Below are 20,397 nucleotides of genomic sequence, written 5' to 3'. Positions count from 1 at the left end.
GATGTACTAAGATTATGCTAATTGTTTCAGTTTTCCTGGTTGGAAACCTGAAAAGACTTCAGTTGGTGTTTGGATAACAGGAGCTGCGCTGAAACCGAGCTCTTTAACTTGATCGATGTACTCAGGTTGCTCATCAAGATTGATTTCGCGATAAGCGACATTATTACTGTCCAAGAAACGTTTAGTCATCTTACATTGGACACAGTTGTTTTTAGAATAAACGGTTACCATTGTGTAACTCCTCTTTCAAAATAGATTACTTTCTTAGTATATCAGAAAATAAATTTTTGTCAATGATTTAAAACTAAATATAGTGGTCTATTTTTCTACCTGAGGTCTCAAAACACAATATGTGGTGTTTGTTTTGTAAAATAGTGATGATTATCCTACAAGTAGTTTTTTGGAAAACTATATCCTGTGTTTTGTTATCTAGAATAGAAGATTTTCAGGAAGTTATCTGAAAGGAAATCGAATAAATCCCATAAAATGCTTGAAAAAAATCCTAGAAGATGATATAATACCAAATTGTAAGGGTTATCACATATAACTCAAAAAAGAAAGAACAAAAGGAGAGTCAAACTATGGCTTCTAAAGATTTCCACGTAGTGGCAGAAACAGGTATTCACGCACGTCCAGCAACATTGTTGGTACAAACTGCTAGCAAATTTGCTTCAGATATCACTCTTGAGTACAAAGGTAAATCAGTTAACCTTAAATCAATCATGGGTGTTATGAGTCTTGGTGTTGGCCAAGGTGCTGACGTAACTATCTCAGCTGAAGGTGCAGATGCAGATGACGCTATCGCTGCAATCTCAGAAACAATGGAAAAAGAAGGATTGGCATAAGGAAAATGACAGAAATGCTTAAAGGAATCGCGGCATCTGACGGTGTTGCAGTTGCAAAAGCATATCTACTCGTTCAACCGGATTTGTCATTCGAGACGATTTCAGTCGAAGATACAAACGCAGAAGAGGCTCGTTTGGATGTAGCTCTTGAAGCTTCTCAAAACGAGCTTTCTCTTATCCGTGAGAAAGCTGTAGGTACGCTTGGTGAAGAAGCGGCTCAAGTTTTTGACGCTCATTTGATGGTTCTTTCTGACCCAGAATTGATTGGTCAGATTAAAGAAACAATCCGTGCTAAGAAAGTCAATGCAGAAGCAGGTCTTAAAGAAGTGACTGACATGTTCATCACTATCTTTGAAGGTATGGAAGACAACCCATACATGCAAGAACGTGCAGCGGATATCCGCGACGTGACAAAACGTGTATTGGCAAACCTTCTTGGTAAAAAATTGCCAAACCCAGCTTCTATCAATGAAGAAGTAATCGTAATTGCGCATGACTTGACACCATCTGATACAGCTCAATTGGACAAAAACTTTGTAAAAGCTTTTGTAACAAATATCGGTGGACGTACAAGCCACTCAGCTATCATGGCACGTACACTTGAAATTGCAGCTGTATTGGGAACAAATAACATCACTGAAGTAGTGAAAGATGGTGATATCCTTGCCGTTAACGGAATTACTGGTGAAGTGATTATCAACCCAACAGATGAACAAGCGGCAGAATTTAAAGCAGCTGGTGAAGCTTATGCTAAACAAAAAGCTGAATGGGCCCTTTTGAAAGATGCTCAAACAGTGACTGCTGACGGTAAACACTTCGAGTTGGCTGCTAACATCGGTACTCCAAAAGACGTTGAAGGTGTTAACAACAACGGTGCAGAAGCTGTTGGACTTTACCGTACAGAGTTCTTGTACATGGATTCTCAAGATTTCCCAACAGAAGACGAACAGTATGAAGCATACAAGGCTGTTCTTGAGGGAATGAATGGTAAACCAGTGGTTGTTCGTACAATGGATATTGGTGGAGATAAGGAACTTCCTTACTTCGATATGCCACATGAAATGAACCCATTCCTTGGATTCCGTGCCCTCCGTATCTCTATTTCTGAAACTGGAGATGCAATGTTCCGTACACAGATCCGAGCTCTTCTTCGTGCTTCTGTTCATGGTCAATTGCGTATCATGTTCCCAATGGTTGCCCTTTTGAAAGAATTCCGTGCAGCTAAAGCAGTTTATGAAGAAGAAAAAGCAAACCTTCTTGCTGATGGTGTTGCAGTTGCGGATGACATCCAAGTTGGTATCATGATTGAAATCCCTGCAGCAGCGATGCTTGCAGACCAATTTGCAAAAGAAGTAGACTTCATGTCAATTGGTACAAACGATTTGATCCAATACTCAATGGCAGCAGACCGTATGAACGAGCAAGTTTCATACCTTTACCAACCATATAACCCATCAATCCTTCGCTTGATCAACAACGTTATCAAGGCAGCTCACGCTGAAGGTAAATGGGCTGGTATGTGTGGTGAGATGGCTGGTGACCAAAAAGCTGTTCCACTTCTTGTCGGAATGGGCTTGGATGAGTTCTCTATGTCAGCAACATCAGTACTTCGTACACGTAGCTTGATGAAGAAATTGGATACTGCTAAGATGGAAGAGTACGCTAACCGTGCCCTTACAGAGTGTTCAACAATGGAAGAAGTTCTTGAACTTCAAAAAGAATACGTTAACTTCGATTAATGTCATTAACCTTGTAACCTAGTTGCAAGGTTTTTTTGACGCATTTTAGAAAAGTATAGTCTTGTAAAGTCTACTTTTCAATGGTTCAGAGGCATGGTATAATAGGGGAAAGTAATTAGAATAAGAGAGAAACCATGTCTAAAGAAATTGATATTGAGTATTACCACCAGCTAGCCTTGCAAAAGCAGAAGGAACATCGTAAAGTTTTAGCCAATCTAAAGAAAAAGCCACCAAAAAATCTAGATAAGATAGCCCAGCAGATTCACCAAGAAGTCTTTGCTGAAATTGATTGTACTGCTTGTGCCAACTGTTGCAAGACATTGGGACCTGACTTCAAAGAGGCGGATATCACACGGATTGCTAAGTATTTTAAGATGAAATTACCAGCTTTTGAAGCTGAATTCCTTCAGGTAGACGAAGATGGTGATAAGGTTTTTAAATCCATGCCTTGTCCCTTTCTAGGAGGAGATAATCTCTGTTCCATCTATGATGTTCGTCCCAAGGCCTGTCGAGAGTTCCCCCATACGGACCGTAAAAAGATCCATCAAATCAATCATCTAACGATTAAGAATACCTTGACCTGTCCAGCAGCCTATCTCTTTGTTGAGAAATTAAAGGATAAGTTATAGAGATTTAAAGGATAAAAAATTTCTAATAATAACTAACAATATGAAGGGAGAACTCTGTGCCTAGACCGAAAACAAAAGAGGAGCTAATGCTGGCATCTAAGGAAAACTATGAAAAGCTCAATCGTTTCATCTCCCAACTAAGTGAAGATGAGCTACAGACTCCATTTGATTTTTCAAGAGACCCAAAGAAAAAAGAAGCTCACTGGAAAAGGGATCAAAATATACGAGATGTCTTGATTCATCTTTATGAATGGCATCAGTTACTTTTGACTTGGGTTCATTCTAATCAAAAAGGTCACGAAAGCCCTTTTCTCCCTGAGCTTTATAATTGGAAAACTTATGGAGAAATGAATGTCGCTTTTTGGAAGAAGCACCAGAAAACGTCCTTAGAAGAAGCGACTAGACTCCTAGAACAATCACATAGAGAGGTTTTAGAGTTGATAGAAGTTTTTAGCAATGACGAACTCTTTACCAAAGGTGTCTATAAGTGGACCGGCGGAACAAGTCTAGGTTCCTACTTTGTCAGTAGCACCTCCAGTCACCATGATTGGACTCTGAAAAAACTCAAAGCTCATCGGAAGAATTGTAAGGGTATTCGTTCAAGTGACAATTAAATTCAGGAAAATTTTTCTAAGTTTTGAATAGCTTAGTTCTCCTTTTTTTGAGCTATTATAGCTTTAGAATCCTTCAAAAACTAAAATTTAAGGCAATCAATGGCTTAGAATAGTGCAAAAACATTTAGTTTATAGGGATTCTAGGTCTAGAATTGCACGGATATTAAAGGTTTTTAACCTATTCGATTCTTAGAATGCCTTTATTCTGAGAAATGTTGATGATAAACTGGTTCGAATGGTTTTTTCTGATATAGGATGATAGATAGATGGGTGAGATGATGAAATTATAAAAAGAGAAAGTTAGAAAAGAGTTGGTGTCCCTCTGCTTGGGAGAGCTTGCAGACGTCCTATCTTTTGGGCTCTGTTTTTTTCTATTTTCAAAAATAAGCAGGAAATAAAATCATGATTTCTTGCCCACTTTTTTGTTTATGGATAAATAGAGGGGGTGCAAACACTATATGATAGTCTAATTCCATCAACAAAAATTAGGGTAGAACAAAAATGTTGGGATAAATTCATAAAAGTAAAATTGAATTAGTTTCGAAGTTTTATCTAGCTATATGTTATAATAAGTTTGTTAGTTTGTTTTTAATAGGAGTAGAAATATGGGTTACCCTCACCTTCATCAGGCAGTATATAGTATCACAAAATCTGTATTGGAACAATTAGAAATTGATGACATAGAAGAATTAAAAAAATTTTATAATGGTTATGGAAGTTTTAATTTACCGCATTTTATAAATTTTAATGAAAAAATCTTTTCAGAACGAATCGATTTAGAAGAATTTGCTGAGAATGTAAGAAAGGAGGAAAAAGTTAGTATAGGTAGGGCGTTACTTTCACACAGAACGATTAAAGATAGGACATCAAAAGGTAAAAGCCAGTACAGTGGTTCCATTTTTCATACAGGACACTTACTTGGGTTTATGCTAATTGGTAATTTATCTGGATTTAATTCAAGAAAAACAAATATTGAAAATGTAGTACCTCTAACACCTTGGGCTAACGGTAATGGTTTTAAATTAAACACAGACTATGGAAATTCTCAACGAGTTTATGAGCAATTAATAAAAAATTGCATTACCAAAGCTTCAAATAAATCAGAAATAGATTTTAGAGTATATTATCAGGTTGAGGCGATCTATGATAATGAATCAGAAGATGTACCTCGAGGAATACTACTACAAGCTGTATCAAATAATAAAAAATACTTAAGGGATATACATGTGTTTATTCCTAATGTGAAATATGGGATGAATAGTAGCATTGATTACACGGATTGGAAATTGAATAAATGATTCCTAGTATCTACATAATATGCACCCCCTGTTGAACCTTTGCCCCCCCTTAGAAAGGAATCTTCCAAAATTGTCCTATAAATTTCTACTCTTCGACCTCGACCACACCTTGCTTGATTTTGATGCTGCTGAGGATGTGGCTTTAACGCAACTTCTAAAAGAAGAAGGGGTTACAGATATTCAGGCTTATAAAAACTATTACGTTCCCATGAACAAGGCTCTCTGGAAGGACTTAGAGCAAAAGAAAATCAGTAAACCAGAGCTGGTTAACACGCGCTTTTCTCGTTTATTTGCTCATTTTGGACAGGAAAAAGACGGTAGTTTTCTAGCCCAACGTTACCAATTTTACCTTGCCCAGCAGGGGCAAACTTTTTCAGGCGCTCATGAATTCTTGGATAACCTTATCGAGAGAGATTATGAGCTGTATGCTGCGACAAATGGTATTACTGCCATTCAGACAGGACGTTTGGCTCAATCGGGTCTAGCGCCATATTTCAATCAAGTCTTTATCTCAGAACAGTTGCAAACACAAAAGCCTGATGCTCTCTTTTATGAAAAGATTGGCCAACAGATTGCAGGTTTTAGTAAAGAAAAGACGCTGATGATTGGAGATTCCCTAACCGCCGACATTCGAGGTGGCAATAATGCTGGGATTGACACGATTTGGTACAACCCTCATCACCTCGAAAATCACATACAAGCCCAGCCGACTTACGAAGTCCATTCTTACAAAGACTTGCTGGATTGTTTAGATAAACTGTAAAAAGTGGTTTAGAAAGCCACTTTTTGCTATAATAGAGGCAGTAAAAACGAAGGAGTCGGCTATGGAACACTCGTCTTGGCATGCTTTGATTAAGGAGCAATTACCTGAGGGTTATTTCGGGAAAATCAATCAGTTTATGAATCAGGTCTATGCTCAGGGGACTATTTATCCACCCAAGGAAAAGGTTTTTCAGGCTCTCTTGACAACACCGCTTGAAGAAGTTAAGGTGGTGATTCTAGGGCAAGATCCCTATCACGGGCCAGGTCAAGCGCAGGGCTTGAGTTTTTCTGTACCTGACTCTATCCCAGCTCCGCCATCTTTGCAAAATATCTTGAAAGAATTGTCAGATGATATCGGGGTTAAGAAATCTCATGATTTGACAGCATGGGCTGAGAAAGGAGTCTTGCTTCTTAATGCTTGTTTGACGGTTCCTGCTGGACAGGCCAATGGTCATGCTGGGCAGATATGGGAGCCCTTTACGGATGCTGTAATTCAGGTGGTCAATCAATTAGATAAACCAGTAGTCTTTATACTCTGGGGAGCCTATGCACGTAAGAAGAAGGTCTTGGTTACCAATCCTCACCATCTGATTATCGAATCAGCCCATCCCAGTCCTTTGTCAGTTTATAGAGGATTTTGGGGTTCCAAGCCTTTTTCCAAGGCCAATGCATTCTTAAAAGAAACAGGACAAGAGCCAATCGATTGGCTTAGATAAGGAGAAAATATGCCTCAGTTAGCGACAATTTGCTACATTGATAACGGGAAAGAATTGCTCATGCTCCACCGTAATAAGAAGCCAAATGATGTCCATGAAGGAAAATGGATTGGTGTGGGTGGTAAGCTAGAGAGAGGAGAGACGCCTCAGGAGTGTGCGGTGCGTGAAATCCTCGAAGAAACAGGGCTCAAAGCCAAGCCAGTTTTAAAAGGTGTTATCACTTTCCCTGAATTTACGCCAGATTTAGACTGGTACACTTATGTTTTTAAGGTGACGGAGTTTGAGGGCGACTTGATTGACTGCAATGAGGGAACGCTAGAATGGGTTCCCTATGACGAGGTTTTGAGCAAGCCGACTTGGGAAGGTGACCATACCTTTGTTGAGTGGCTTTTAGAGGATAAACCCTTCTTTTCAGCCAAGTTTGTTTATGATGGGGATAAATTGTTGGATACCCAAGTTGATTTCTATGAATAAAGGAGAAAGCAGATGCTACTAATCAAAAACGGTCGTGTAATGGATCCCAAGTCTGGTTTGGATCAAGTGTGTGATGTCTTAGTTCAAGATGGGGAAATTATCAAAATTGCACCTGAGATTAAAGAAGAAGGAGCAGAACTGATTGACGCTACTGGTCTTGTGGTTGCGCCTGGCTTGGTCGATATTCATGTGCATTTCCGTGAACCTGGTCAGACCCACAAGGAAGATATCCATACGGGTGCCCTAGCAGCCGCTGCAGGTGGTTTTACAACGGTTGTCATGATGGCTAATACTAGTCCAACCATTTCAGACGTGGAGACTTTGCAAGAAGTTCTGGATTCAGCTGCTAAGGAAAAGATTAATGTTAAGACGGTTGCGACCATTACTAAAAACTTTAATGGGCAAGATTTGACTGACTTTAAGGCCCTTTTAGCAGCTGGTGCGGTTGGTTTCTCAGACGACGGTATCCCACTTGAAAGTAGTAAAGTTGTCAAGGAAGCCATGGAAGAAGCCAAAAAGCTTAATACCTTTATTAGTCTTCATGAGGAAGATCCAGGTTTGAACGGTATTCTTGGCTTTAATGAAAATATTGCTAAAGAGCATTTCCATATCTGCGGTGCGACTGGGGTGGCTGAGTATGCTATGATGGCGCGTGATGTCATGATTGCCTATGCAACTAAGGCTCGTGTCCATATTCAGCATTTGTCTAAGGAAGAAAGTGTTAAAGTAGTGGAGTTTGCTCAAGGATTGGGAGCGCAAGTCACAGCAGAAGTAGCGCCACAGCATTTCTCTAAGACAGAAGCACTTCTTTTGACTCAAGGTAGCAATGCTAAGATGAATCCTCCACTTCGTTTGGAATCAGACCGTCGTGCTGTTATTGAAGGTCTTAAATCAGGCGTCATCACAGTTATCGCGACTGACCACGCGCCTCACCATGCAGATGAGAAAAACGTTGAGGATATTGCCAAAGCGCCATCTGGTATGACTGGTTTGGAAACATCTCTTTCTCTCGGATTGACTTATTTGGTCGAAGCTGGGGAATTGACCTTGATGGAATTGCTAGAAAAAATGACCTACAACCCAGCCAAGCTTTACAACTTTGAAGCAGGTTACTTGGCTGAGAATGGTCCAGCGGACATCACTATTTTTGATGCTAAGGCTGATCGCCTTGTGGACTCCCATTTTGCTTCGAAAGCAGCGAATTCACCATTCATCGGTGAAACCTTAAAAGGGCAGGTTAAATATACCATCTGTAAGGGACAAATCGTCTATCAAAACTAGGTGTAAGTCTGCTCTGTAAACAAAAAGAATAGAGAGCATATATGTACCAAACCCATCATTTTAAAGACAAGTTTATCTTATTTTTAAAGATATTTTTCCCTATCCTGATTTATCAATTTGCCAATTATTCTGCCTCCTTTGTTGATACGACTATGACAGGTCAATACAATACCATGGATTTGGCTGGAGTATCAATGGCAACCAGTATCTGGAATCCATTCTTTACCTTTCTAACAGGAATTGTATCAGCCTTGGTACCTATCATTGGTCACCATCTTGGTCGAGGCAAAAAGGAGGAAGTGGCGTCTGATTTTTACCAGTTCATCTATCTGGCCTTGGGTCTATCTGTGGTCTTACTGGGACTGGTACTTTTCTTGGCCCCACCAGTCTTGAATCATATCGGACTAGAGGCACCAGTGGCAGCAGTTGCAGTTCGCTATCTCTGGTTTTTATCTATCGGGATCATCCCCTTGTTGCTCTTTAGTGTCATTCGCTCCTTGCTGGATTCGCTAGGGTTGACTAAAATGTCCATGTACCTCATGCTTTTGTTACTTCCTCTCAATAGTGGATTTAACTACCTTTTGATCTACGGTGCCTTTGGTGTTCCAGAGCTGGGAGGTGCGGGATCTGGTTTAGGTACTTCCTTGGCCTACTGGGTCTTGCTGGGGATTTCTATTCTAGTTTTATTTAAACAGGAGAAGCTCAAAGCCTTGCATCTTGAGAAATACATTCCGCTTAATATGGATAAAATCAAGGAAGGGCTTCGTTTAGGCCTGCCTATTGGGGGAACTGTCTTTGCGGAAGTGGCTATCTTTTCCGTGGTTGGTTTGATTATGGCTAAGTTCTCGTCTTTGATTATCGCTAGTCACCAGTCAGCTATGAACTTTTCAACTCTCATGTACGCCTTTCCTATGAGTATTTCATCGGCTATGGCTATTGTTGTTTCCTATGAAGTGGGAGCCAAGAGATTTGATGATGCGAAAAACTATATTAGTTTAGGAAGATGGACTGCCCTCATTTTTGCAGGTTTTACCTTATCCTTCCTTTACATTTTTAGGGGAAATGTGGCTAATCTTTATGGTAACGACCTAGAATTTATCGATTTGACAGCGCGCTTTTTGACTTACAGTCTCTTCTTCCAGTTGGCAGATACTTTTGCGGCACCGCTTCAGGGAATTTTGCGGGGTTATAAGGATACAGTTATTCCTTTTTACCTTGGTTTGCTTGGTTATTGGGGCGTAGCAATCCCAGTGGCTATGGTATTAGATTCCCTAACAGATTTTGGAGCTTATTCTTATTGGATTGGTTTAATTATTAGTCTGATTGTGAGTGGGGCCCTCTACCGTTGGCGTTTAACTGTGATTATAAAGAGATTTGAATCTTTAGCAAAATCTAAACAATAAAAAGTTTGTGAAAAAATATTCTTTATAAGAAAATCCCTTGTTTTCATTGGGTTTTCTTTTTTATTTTGTGAAATTTTCTTTAGAAAAACTTTGACAGTGCTTTCTAAAAACGGTAAAATAGTAAGGTAAGAAGAAAGTTAGAAAGGCAAGAAGATGTCAACTTTAGATAAAAATCTTTTGCTCGAAATGTTCCGGAAGATGGAAGAAATCCGTCGTATGGACTTAAAAATTGCGCAATTAGTAAAGAAAGGGAAAGTGCCAGGAATGACGCACTTTTCTGTTGGAGAAGAGGCAGCTAACGTAGGTGCTATGTTGGCTCTCAATCCAGATGATTTGATCACATCAAACCACCGTGGTCACGGACAAGCTATTGCCAAAGGAATTGACCTCAACGGGATGATGGCTGAAATCCTTGGTAAATACACGGGAACCTGTAAAGGTAAAGGTGGATCTATGCATATCGCTGACCTTGATGCTGGTAACCTTGGTGCCAATGGTATCGTAGGTGGTGGTATGGGAATCGCTGTTGGTGCAGCCCTTAGTCAGCAAATGCAACATACAGGAAAAATCGTTGTCTGCTTCTTTGGAGATGGTGCGACCAACGAAGGTGTTTTCCACGAAGCAGTCAACATGGCTTCTATCTGGAACCTGCCAGTCATTTTCTACTGCATTAACAACGGTTATGGAATCTCTGCGGATATCAAGAAAATGACTAATGTAGAGCACATTCATCAACGTAGCGCTGCTTATGGAATCCCTGGAATGTTTATCGAAGATGGCAACAACGTCATCGATGTCTATGAAGGATTTAAGAAAGCTGTAGACCATGTTCGTGGTGGCAATGGGCCTGTCTTGATTGAAAGTGTAACTTACCGCTGGCTTGGTCACTCGTCATCTGACCCTGGTAAATATCGTACCCGTGAAGAAGTGGAATTGTGGAAACAAAAAGACCCAATCGAAAACCTCCGCAAATACCTCATTGAAAACAATATTGCAAGTGCTGAAGAATTGGAAGAAATCCAAGCACAAGTCAAGGAAGCAGTAGAAGCTTCTGTTAAATTTGCTGAGGAAAGCCCATTCCCACCGCTTGAATCAGCCTTTGAAGATATTTACGCAGACTAAGGAGAAAGAGATAAAATGGAAACAAAAACAATGTCCTTCCGTGACACCATTATCCTTGCTATGTCTGAGGAAATGCGTCGCGATGAAAATGTGTTCTTGATGGGAGAAGACGTAGGTGTCTTCGGAGGAGACTTCGGTACTTCTGTCGGAATGCTTGAAGAATTTGGTCCAGAACGTGTTCGTGACTGTCCGATTTCTGAAGCTGCCATATCTGGAGCAGCAGCAGGAGCAGCCATGACAGGACTACGTCCAATCGTCGATATGACCTTTATGGACTTCTCGGTCATTGCCATGGACAATATCGTCAATCAAGCTGCTAAAACACGCTATATGTTTGGTGGTAAGGGACAGGTTCCAATGACAGTCCGTTGTGCAGCAGGTAACGGAGTTGGTTCTGCAGCTCAGCACTCGCAATCACTAGAGTCTTGGTTTACTCATATTCCTGGTCTTAAGGTTGTGGCACCAGGTACACCTGCGGATATGAAAGGATTGCTTAAGTCTTCTATCCGTGATAATAACCCTGTTATCATTCTTGAGTACAAGTCAGAATTTAACCAAAAAGGGGAAGTGCCAGTTGATCCAGATTATACAATTCCACTTGGAGTTGGGGAAATCAAACGTGAAGGTACGGATGTAACAGTTGTTACTTATGGAAAAATGCTTCGCCGTGTGGTTCAAGCTGCTGAAGAATTAGCAGAAGAAGGCATTTCAGTTGAAATTGTTGACCCACGTACCCTTGTTCCGCTTGATAAGGATATCATCATTAACTCAGTTAAGAAGACTGGTAAGGTTGTTCTGGTCAACGATGCCCACAAAACAAGTGGCTATATCGGAGAGATTTCAGCTATTATTTCAGAATCAGAAGCATTTGATTATCTAGATGCACCAATCCGCCGTTGCGCAGGAGAAGATGTGCCAATGCCTTATGCACAAAACCTAGAGAATGCAATGATTCCAACCATTGAAAGCATTAAAGAAGCAATCCGTAAGACATATAACAAAGAATAGTATTACATAAGATAAATTATGTAAAAAATAAAGCAGGCGAGAAACTGTGTATCTTTTAGGTGCAGAGCTCCTCGTCCTTAATATCTTAGTATAGAATTGGAGAGGTCATGGCTGATGACAAGCTAAGAGCGACTCCTGCAGCTAGAAAGTTAGCGGATGATTTAGGGATCAACCTCTACGACGTTTCTGGCTCAGGTGCAAACGGTCGTGTCCACAAAGAAGACGTGGAAACTTATAAAGACACAAACGTGGTTCGCATTTCGCCACTTGCAAAACGAATTGCCCTCGAACATAATATTGCTTGGCAGGAAATTCAAGGAACGGGTCATCGTGGTAAAATCATGAAGAAGGATGTTTTGGCCTTGCTTCCTGAAAATATTGAAAACGACACTATCAAGTCTCCTGCTCAGATTGAAAAAGTGGAAGAAGTTCCTGATAATGTAACACCATACGGTAAAATTGAACGTATTCCAATGACACCAATGCGTAAGGTTATTGCCCAACGTATGGTTGAATCATACCTAACTGCGCCAACTTTCACACTCAATTATGAAGTTGATATGACTGAAATGCTGGCTCTTCGTAAGAAGGTTCTTGAGCCAATCATGGAAGCAACTGGGAAGAAGACTACTGTAACAGACCTTCTTTCACTTGCTGTTGTGAAAACCTTGATGAAACATCCTTACATCAATGCTTCATTGACCGAAGACGGCAAGACCATTATCACTCATAACTATGTCAACCTTGCGATGGCAGTTGGGATGGATAATGGTTTGATGACACCTGTTGTTTACAATGCTGAAAAATTAAGCTTGTCAGAGTTGGTTGTTGCATTCAAAGATGTCATTGGCCGTACCTTGGATGGTAAATTGGCTCCAAGCGAACTGCAGAATTCGACATTCACAATCAGTAACCTGGGAATGTTTGGTGTTCAGTCCTTTGGTCCTATCATCAACCAACCAAACTCAGCTATTCTTGGTGTCAGTTCGACTATTGAGAAGCCAGTTGTGGTCAATGGTGAAATTGTGATTCGCCCTATCATGAGCCTAGGATTAACCATTGACCACCGTGTCGTAGATGGTATGGCTGGTGCTAAGTTTATGAAAGACTTGAAAGAATTGATTGAAAATCCAATCTCAATGTTGATTTAAGAACAAGAGTATTCATTTTAAAGATATAGATAAAGGAAGGAAGACATGGCCTTAGAAGTAATTATGCCAAAAGCCGGCGTGGATATGACAGAAGGACAAATCGTCCAATGGAATAAAAAAGTCGGAGAATTTGTAAAAGAAGGAGAAATCCTTTTGGAAATCATGACTGACAAAGTCAGTATGGAATTGGAAGCCGAAGAAGATGGGTACTTGATTGCCATCCTCAAAGGGGATGGGGAAACAGTCCCTGTAACTGAAGTCATTGGTTACCTTGGGGAAGAAGGAGAAAACATCCCAACAGCTGGAGCAGCAGCGCCAGAAGCTAGCCCAGTGCCTGCAGTTAGTGCCTCAAACGACGATGGTAAGAGCGATGATGCCTTTGATATCGTTGTGATTGGTGGAGGTCCGGCTGGTTATGTGGCAGCCATTAAAGCAGCCCAACTCGGTGGTAAGGTTGCCCTTGTTGAGAAATCTGAACTTGGTGGAACCTGCTTGAACCGTGGCTGTATCCCAACCAAGACTTATCTTCATAACGCTGAAATTATCGAAAACATCGGTCATGCTGCAAACCGTGGTATCGTCATCGAAAATCCAAACTTCACTGTTGATATGGACAAACTTTTAGAAACTAAATCTAAAGTTGTCAATACCTTGGTAGGTGGTGTTGCAGGTCTTCTTCGTAGCTACGGAGTTACTGTTCATAAGGGAATTGGTACAATCACGAAAGACAAGAACGTCTTGGTAAATGGTTCAGAATTGCTTGAAACTAAGAAAATTATCCTTGCTGGTGGTTCAAAAGTCAGCAAGATTAACGTTCCTGGTATGGAATCTCCACTTGTCATGACCAGTGACGACATTCTTGAAATGAACGAAGTGCCAGAAAGCCTCGTTATCATCGGTGGTGGCGTTGTCGGTATCGAACTCGGTCAGGCTTTCATGACATTTGGGTCAAAAGTAACTGTTATCGAAATGATGGACCGTATCGTGCCAGCTATGGACGCAGAAGTGTCTAAGAACCTTCGCTTGATTTTGGAACGTAAAGGTATGACCATCTTAACTGACACTAAACTCCAAGAAATTATCGAGGAAAATAGTCAACTTCGTATCAAGATTGAAGGAAAAGACGATATCATCGCAAGCAAAGCTCTCCTTTCAATTGGTCGTGTGCCAGACCTTGAAGGTATTGGAGATGTTGAGTTTGAATTGGACCGTGGACGCATCAAGGTCAACGAATACATGGAAACTTCTGTTCCAGGTATCTACGCACCAGGTGATATCAACGGTACGAAGATGTTGGCCCACGCAGCTTTCCGCATGGGGGAAGTTGCGGCAGAAAATGCTCTTAAAGGAAATCATGCTGTTGCCAAGTTGAATTTGACTCCTGCAGCTATCTATACTCTTCCTGAAGTAGCAGCAGTCGGTTTAACAGAAGAGCAAGCCCGTGAGAAATACGATGTTGCTATCGGTAAATTCAACTTTGCTGCTAATGGTCGTGCCATTGCTTCTGATGCTGCTCAAGGTTTCGTAAAAGTCATTGCAGATAAGAAATACGGGGAAATCCTTGGTGTTCACATCATCGGTCCTGCAGCTGCAGAATTGATCAATGAGGCGTCAAGCATTATCGAAATGGAAATCACTGTAGAAGAAATGCTTAAGACAATCCACGGACACCCAACATACTCTGAAGTGATGTACGAAGCATTTGCGGATGTTCTTGGAATGGCTATCCATTCACCTAAGAAAAAATAAAATGAAGATAGATTAGACTGGAATTTTTTCCAGTCTCTATCGTATAAAGGGATATCATGAAATATATTATCAATCATTCAAACGACACTGCTTTTAATATCGCCTTGGAAGAATACGCCTTTAAACATCTTTTGGATGAGGACCAAATCTTCCTTCTTTGGATCAATAAACCATCTATCATTGTTGGTCGTCACCAGAACACTATCGAAGAGATCAACCGTGATTATGTTCGCGAAAATGGCATTGAGGTGGTCCGCCGTATCAGTGGTGGTGGAGCTGTTTACCACGATTTAAACAATCTCAACTACACGATTATCTCAAAAGAAGATGAAAACAAGGCTTTTGACTTTAAGAGCTTCTCAACTCCAGTTATCAATACACTAGCTCAACTTGGGGTTAAAGCTGAGTTCACAGGTCGTAATGACCTTGAGATTGATGGTAAGAAGTTCTGTGGCAATGCCCAAGCCTATATCAATGGCCGTATCATGCACCACGGTTGTTTGCTCTTTGACGTTGATTTGTCAGTCCTTGCTAATGCCCTTAAGGTTTCAAAGGATAAATTTGAATCAAAAGGGGTGAAATCTGTTCGTGCTCGTGTCACCAATATTGTTAATGAACTACCAGAAAAAATCACAGTTGAAGAATTCCGTGATTTGCTATTGGAATACATGAAAAAAGAGTACCCAGAGATGACTGAATACGTTTTTTCTGAGAAAGAATTGGCTGAAATCAATCGCATCAAGGATACTAAGTTTGGAACTTGGGACTGGAACTATGGTAAATCACCTGAGTTTAACGTCCGTCGTGGGACAAAATTCACTAGTGGTAAAGTCGAAGTCTTTGCGAATGTCGTCGAATCAAAAATCCAAGATATCAAGATTTATGGTGACTTCTTTGGTATCGAGGACGTTGCAGCTGTAGAAGATGTCCTTCGTGGCGTCAAATACGAACGTGAAGATGTCCTTAAAGCTCTGGAAACTATTGATATTACACGCTACTTCGCTGGTATTAGCCGTGAAGAAATCGCTGAAGCGGTAGTAGAGTAAAGAAAAGCTATTTGTTAGTCATTGTGGATTGCAGAAAAGATATTATCTGGATAGGACAAGTCTTGCAATCTGCTGAACGAGAATCAAAAAGAACTCACTTCCAATGCTTAATAAAAAACTTGGAAGTTTGATCTGAGTCAAGTAAATACGACTATTTGCAATTGAATATTGAGATGAGAAAGTTAGTATTAGATTGACTGTAAGGTGACACAGGCATGAGTTGCTTTTTATAGTATAGACACCACCAAAAGACTATTATTTCTATAGTTGAACGATACCTCAAAAGTTAGACATAGAAAATCTAATTTTTGAGGTATTTTGCAATTCTTAATTTAGGATTTTTTAGTATCAAAAGATGTTTCATAAAATATGGACTCAACCTTTCAACTTAATCCTATTTATTGCTTACTATCCAATAAAATTGAAAAGGATGGAAAAAAGGTTACATTTATGATATAATTTATTTTAAAGACCTTATTAGAAATCTTGAAAGAGTATTAAAAACTTATAATGAGAAAAATTGTTATCAATGGTGGATTACCACTGCAAGGTGAAATCACTATTAGTGGTGCTAAAAATAGTGTTGTGGCCTTAATTCCAGCTATTATATTGGCTGATGATGTGGTGACTTTGGATTGTGTTCCAGATATTTCGGATGTAGCCAGTCTTGTCGAAATTATGGAATTGATGGGAGCTACTGTTAAGCGTTATGACGATGTCTTGGAGATTGATCCAAGAGGTGTTCAAAATATTCCAATGCCTTATGGTAAAATTAACAGTCTTCGTGCATCTTACTATTTTTATGGGAGCCTCTTAGGCCGTTTTGGTGAAGCGACAGTTGGTTTACCGGGAGGATGTGATCTTGGTCCTCGTCCGATTGACTTACACCTTAAGGCTTTTGAAGCTATGGGTGCCACTGTTAGCTACGAGGGAGATAACATGAAGTTATCTGCTAAAGATACAGGACTTCATGGTGCAAGTATTTACATGGATACGGTTAGTGTGGGGGCGACGATTAATACGATGATTGCTGCTGTTAAAGCAAATGGTCGTACTATTATTGAAAATGCAGCCCGTGAACCTGAAATTATTGATGTAGCTACTCTCTTGAATAATATGGGTGCCCATATCCGTGGTGCAGGAACAAATATCATCATTATTGATGGTGTTGACAGATTACATGGAACGCGTCATCAGGTAATTCCAGACCGTATTGAAGCGGGAACATATATATCTTTAGCTGCTGCAGTCGGCAAGGGGATTCGTATAAATAATGTTCTTTACGAACACCTAGAAGGATTTATTGCTAAGCTAGAAGAAATGGGAGTTAGAATGACTGTATCTGAAGATAGCATTTTTGTCGAAGAACAGTCTAATTTGAAAGCAATCAATATTAAGACAGCTCCTTACCCAGGCTTTGCTACTGATTTGCAACAACCTATTACCCCACTTTTACTAAGAGCGAATGGTCGTGGTACAATTGTCGATACGATTTACGAAAAACGTGTAAATCATGTTTTTGAACTAGCAAAGATGGATGCGGACATTTCGACAACAAATGGTCATATTTTGTACACAGGTGGACGTGATTTGCGTGGGGCAAGTGTTAAAGCAACTGACCTGAGAGCTGGTGCAGCTTTAGTTATTGCTGGTTTGATGGCCGAGGGGCAAACTGAAATTACCAATATCGAGTTTATCTTACGTGGTTATTCTGATATTATCGAAAAATTACGTAATCTAGGAGCGGATATTAGACTTGTTGAGGATTAAACCTTAGAGGTGTTTATGAATATTTGGACCAAATTAGCAATGTTTTCTTTTTTTGAAACGGATCGCTTGTATTTGCGTCCTTTCTTTTTTAGTGATAGTCAAGACTTCCATGAGATAGCTTCAAATCCAGAAAATTTACAATTCATTTTTCCAAGTCAAGCTAGTCCTGAAGAAAGCCAGTATGCACTGGCCAATTATTTTATGAAGGCTCCTTTGGGAGTGTGGGCTATTTGTGACAAGAAAACTGAAAAAATGATTGGTTCTGTTAAGTTTGAAAAACTAGATGAAATTAAAAAAGAAGCAGAACTTGGTTATTTTTTGAGAAAAGATGCTTGGTCGCAAGGATTTATGACAGAGGTTGTTAAAAAACTTTGCCAACTTTCTTTTGAGGAATTTGCTTTAAAACAATTGTCCATTATTACCCATCTCGAAAATGAAGCAAGTCAAAAGGTTGCTCTTAAGGCTGGATTTAGTTTGTTCCGTCAGTTTAAGGGAAGTGATCGCTACACAAGAAAAATGCGGGATTATCTTGAATTTCGGTATGTAAAAGGAGAATTCAATGAGTAAGCATCAGGAAATTCTAAGCTATTTGGAAGAATTACCTGTCGGAAAGAGGGTTAGTGTTCGTAGTATTTCCAACCATCTGGGAGTCAGTGATGGAACGGCTTATCGCGCTATCAAGGAAGCTGAAAACCGTGGAATTGTGGAGACTCGACCAAGAAGTGGTACTATTCGCGTTAAATCCCAGAAAGTTGCTATTGAAAGATTAACTTTTGATGAAATTGCAGAAGTGACTTCTTCTGAAGTTCTGGCTGGTCAAGAAGGTTTAGAGAGAGAATTTAGCAAGTTTTCAATCGGTGCCATGACTGAACAAAACATCTTGTCTTACCTTCATGATGGGGGGCTCTTGATTGTCGGAGATCGTACTCGTATCCAATTATTAGCACTTGAAAATGAAAATGCAGTCTTGGTTACAGGTGGTTTCCATGTTCATGATGATGTTCTTAAACTGGCAAATCAAAAAGGAATTCCTGTTTTAAGAAGCAAGCATGATACTTTCACTGTTGCGACCATGATCAATAAAGCCTTGTCAAATGTTCAAATTAAGACGGATATTCTGACAGTTGAGAAACTTTATCGTCCGAGTCATGAGTATGGCTTTCTGAGAGAGACTGACACCGTTAAAGATTATTTGGACTTAGTTCGTAAGAATCGTAGCAGTCGTTTCCCAGTTATCAATCAACATCAGGTCGTTGTTGGAGTTGTAACCATGAGAGACGCTGGCGATAAGTCACCAAGTACCACAATTGACAAGGTCATGTCTCGTAGTCTATTTTTAGTTGGTTTATCGACAAATATTGCCAATGTGAGCCAACGGATGATTGCTGAAGACTTTGAAATGGTACCGGTTGTTCGGAATAATCAAACCTTGCTTGGAGTTGTGACAAGACGAGATGTCATGGAGAAGATGAGTCGTTCTCAAGTTTCGGCTCTACCAACTTTTTCTGAGCAGATTGGTCAAAAACTTTCTTATCACCATGATGAAGTCGTCATTACAGTGGAACCCTTTATGCTAGAGAAAAATGGTGTTTTGGCTAATGGTGTATTGGCAGAAATCTTGACTCATATGACTCAAGATTTAGTTGTGAATAGTGGTCGCAATCTCATTATCGAGCAGATGCTGATCTACTTTTTACAGGCTGTTCAGATAGATGATATACTGCGCATTCAAGCACGCATTATCCATCATACGAGACGATCAGCTATTATTGACTACGATATTTATCATGGTCATCAGATTGTTTCAAAAGCAAATGTGACTGTTAAAATTAATTAGAAACTAGGAGAAAAGATGATAACATTAAAATCAGCTCGTGAAATCGAAGCTATGGACAAGGCTGGTGATTTCCTTGCAAGTATTCATATCGGCTTACGTGATTTGATTAAGCCTGGCGTAGATATGTGGGAAGTTGAAGAATACGTTCGCCGTCGTTGTAAGGAAGAAAATTTCCTTCCACTTCAGATTGGGGTTGATGGTGCCATGATGGATTATCCTTATGCTACTTGTTGCTCTCTTAATGATGAAGTAGCTCACGCTTTCCCTCGTCACTATATCTTGAAAGATGGTGATTTGCTCAAAGTGGATATGGTTTTGGGAGGTCCAATTGCCAAATCTGATTTGAATGTCTCAAAATTAAACTTCAACAATGTTGAGCAAATGAAAAAATACACTCAGAGCTATTCTGGTGGTCTAGCAGATTCTTGTTGGGCTTATGCTGTCGGTACACCGTCCGAAGAAGTGAAAAACTTGATGGATGTAACCAAAGAAGCTATGTACAAGGGTATTGAGCAAGCTGTTGTTGGAAATCGTATTGGTGATATTGGAGCAGCGATTCAAGAATATGCTGAAAGTCGTGGATACGGTGTAGTGCGTGATTTGGTTGGTCATGGTGTTGGCCCAACCATGCACGAAGAACCAATGGTTCCTAACTATGGTATTGCAGGTCGTGGACTTCGTCTTCGTGAAGGAATGGTATTAACCATTGAACCAATGATCAATACAGGTGACTGGGAAATCGATACAGATATGAAGACTGGTTGGGCGCATAAGACCATTGACGGTGGCCTATCTTGTCAATATGAACACCAATTTGTCATTACTAAGGATGGTCCGGTAATCTTGACTAGCCAAGGTGAAGAAGGAACTTATTAAAATAATTAAAAACAGATTGAAGAAAAAGTGGCTCTTTGGACAATTTTCTTCAATTTTTTGGCTCTTTGTCAACTGTA

The 20,397-nt window shown here is 40.1% G+C and carries 20 protein-coding genes; 19 read left to right on the top strand and 1 reads right to left on the bottom strand.

Annotated features, from left to right (window positions below):
* Positions 1-12: 12 nt before the first annotated feature.
* Positions 13-231, bottom strand: coding sequence for a glutaredoxin-like protein NrdH (nrdH, locus tag HT717_RS00100; RefSeq protein ID WP_000259240.1), 219 nt, complete (start codon positions 229-231; stop codon positions 13-15).
* A 350-nt stretch (positions 232-581) separates the two neighbouring features.
* Here nrdH and HT717_RS00095 point away from each other — a divergent pair, with 350 nt between their 5' ends.
* The 19 genes from HT717_RS00095 (at position 582) to HT717_RS00005 (ending at position 20,320) form a co-directional block, all read left to right on the top strand.
* On the top strand, positions 582-845 hold the full coding sequence (locus HT717_RS00095; protein WP_000146947.1) for a phosphocarrier protein HPr: 264 nt from the start codon (positions 582-584) through the stop codon (positions 843-845).
* Between the two features lie 5 nt (positions 846-850).
* Complete coding sequence (ptsP, locus tag HT717_RS00090) at positions 851-2,584, top strand: phosphoenolpyruvate--protein phosphotransferase (protein WP_173304052.1); 1,734 nt, start codon at positions 851-853, stop codon at positions 2,582-2,584.
* 134 nt (positions 2,585-2,718) lie between these two features.
* A complete protein-coding gene (locus HT717_RS00085; RefSeq protein ID WP_000031476.1) occupies positions 2,719-3,213 on the top strand; it encodes a YkgJ family cysteine cluster protein in 495 nt (164 codons plus the stop codon).
* 56 nt (positions 3,214-3,269) lie between these two features.
* Complete coding sequence (locus HT717_RS00080; protein ID WP_173304050.1) at positions 3,270-3,827, top strand: ClbS/DfsB family four-helix bundle protein; 558 nt, start codon at positions 3,270-3,272, stop codon at positions 3,825-3,827.
* Positions 3,828-4,432: 605 nt separating this feature from the next.
* Positions 4,433-5,125 (top strand): DNA/RNA non-specific endonuclease, encoded by a 693-nt coding sequence (locus HT717_RS00075; RefSeq protein ID WP_173304048.1) that lies wholly within the window; start codon positions 4,433-4,435, stop codon positions 5,123-5,125.
* A 70-nt stretch (positions 5,126-5,195) separates the two neighbouring features.
* Positions 5,196-5,888, top strand: coding sequence for a YjjG family noncanonical pyrimidine nucleotidase (locus tag HT717_RS00070; RefSeq protein WP_173304047.1), 693 nt, complete (start codon positions 5,196-5,198; stop codon positions 5,886-5,888).
* Positions 5,889-5,949: 61 nt separating this feature from the next.
* Positions 5,950-6,603 (top strand): uracil-DNA glycosylase, encoded by a 654-nt coding sequence (locus HT717_RS00065; protein ID WP_173304046.1) that lies wholly within the window; start codon positions 5,950-5,952, stop codon positions 6,601-6,603.
* A 9-nt stretch (positions 6,604-6,612) separates the two neighbouring features.
* Entirely contained in the window at positions 6,613-7,077 is a 465-nt protein-coding gene (locus HT717_RS00060; RefSeq protein ID WP_001135783.1) for an 8-oxo-dGTP diphosphatase, read from the top strand.
* Between the two features lie 12 nt (positions 7,078-7,089).
* Positions 7,090-8,358, top strand: coding sequence for a dihydroorotase (locus HT717_RS00055; RefSeq protein ID WP_173304043.1), 1,269 nt, complete (start codon positions 7,090-7,092; stop codon positions 8,356-8,358).
* Between the two features lie 41 nt (positions 8,359-8,399).
* Positions 8,400-9,761, top strand: coding sequence for an MATE family efflux transporter (locus HT717_RS00050; RefSeq protein WP_049540203.1), 1,362 nt, complete (start codon positions 8,400-8,402; stop codon positions 9,759-9,761).
* Between the two features lie 153 nt (positions 9,762-9,914).
* A complete protein-coding gene (locus HT717_RS00045) occupies positions 9,915-10,883 on the top strand; it encodes a thiamine pyrophosphate-dependent dehydrogenase E1 component subunit alpha (RefSeq protein WP_000105354.1) in 969 nt (322 codons plus the stop codon).
* A 15-nt stretch (positions 10,884-10,898) separates the two neighbouring features.
* Positions 10,899-11,891: an alpha-ketoacid dehydrogenase subunit beta gene (locus tag HT717_RS00040; protein WP_033680203.1), complete on the top strand. Its 993-nt coding sequence runs from the start codon at positions 10,899-10,901 to the stop codon at positions 11,889-11,891.
* Between the two features lie 107 nt (positions 11,892-11,998).
* The gene (locus HT717_RS00035) at positions 11,999-13,042 is read left to right on the top strand and encodes a dihydrolipoamide acetyltransferase (protein WP_049539676.1); all 1,044 of its coding nucleotides are present in this window, start codon (positions 11,999-12,001) and stop codon (positions 13,040-13,042) included.
* 45 nt (positions 13,043-13,087) lie between these two features.
* On the top strand, positions 13,088-14,791 hold the full coding sequence (gene lpdA, locus HT717_RS00030) for a dihydrolipoyl dehydrogenase (RefSeq protein ID WP_049539675.1): 1,704 nt from the start codon (positions 13,088-13,090) through the stop codon (positions 14,789-14,791).
* Positions 14,792-14,847: 56 nt separating this feature from the next.
* The gene (locus HT717_RS00025; RefSeq protein WP_049539673.1) at positions 14,848-15,837 is read left to right on the top strand and encodes a lipoate--protein ligase; all 990 of its coding nucleotides are present in this window, start codon (positions 14,848-14,850) and stop codon (positions 15,835-15,837) included.
* Between the two features lie 510 nt (positions 15,838-16,347).
* The gene (locus HT717_RS00020; protein WP_020901082.1) at positions 16,348-17,607 is read left to right on the top strand and encodes a UDP-N-acetylglucosamine 1-carboxyvinyltransferase; all 1,260 of its coding nucleotides are present in this window, start codon (positions 16,348-16,350) and stop codon (positions 17,605-17,607) included.
* Positions 17,608-17,622: 15 nt separating this feature from the next.
* Complete coding sequence (locus tag HT717_RS00015) at positions 17,623-18,174, top strand: GNAT family N-acetyltransferase (protein ID WP_049539671.1); 552 nt, start codon at positions 17,623-17,625, stop codon at positions 18,172-18,174.
* A complete protein-coding gene (spxR, locus tag HT717_RS00010) occupies positions 18,167-19,444 on the top strand; it encodes a CBS-HotDog domain-containing transcription factor SpxR (RefSeq protein WP_020901084.1) in 1,278 nt (425 codons plus the stop codon). Before HT717_RS00015 ends, spxR begins: the two co-directional genes overlap by 8 nt.
* Positions 19,445-19,459: 15 nt before the next feature.
* Entirely contained in the window at positions 19,460-20,320 is an 861-nt protein-coding gene (locus HT717_RS00005) for a methionyl aminopeptidase (RefSeq protein ID WP_000631543.1), read from the top strand.
* The last annotated feature ends 77 nt before the right edge of the window (positions 20,321-20,397 follow it).

This window comes from Streptococcus sp. 959 (genome assembly GCF_013277075.1).
GTDB classification, from domain to species: domain Bacteria; phylum Bacillota; class Bacilli; order Lactobacillales; family Streptococcaceae; genus Streptococcus; species Streptococcus pseudopneumoniae_C.
Note: the sequence above shows the minus strand (reverse complement) of the source record. Positions and strands in the feature narration are given on the sequence as shown.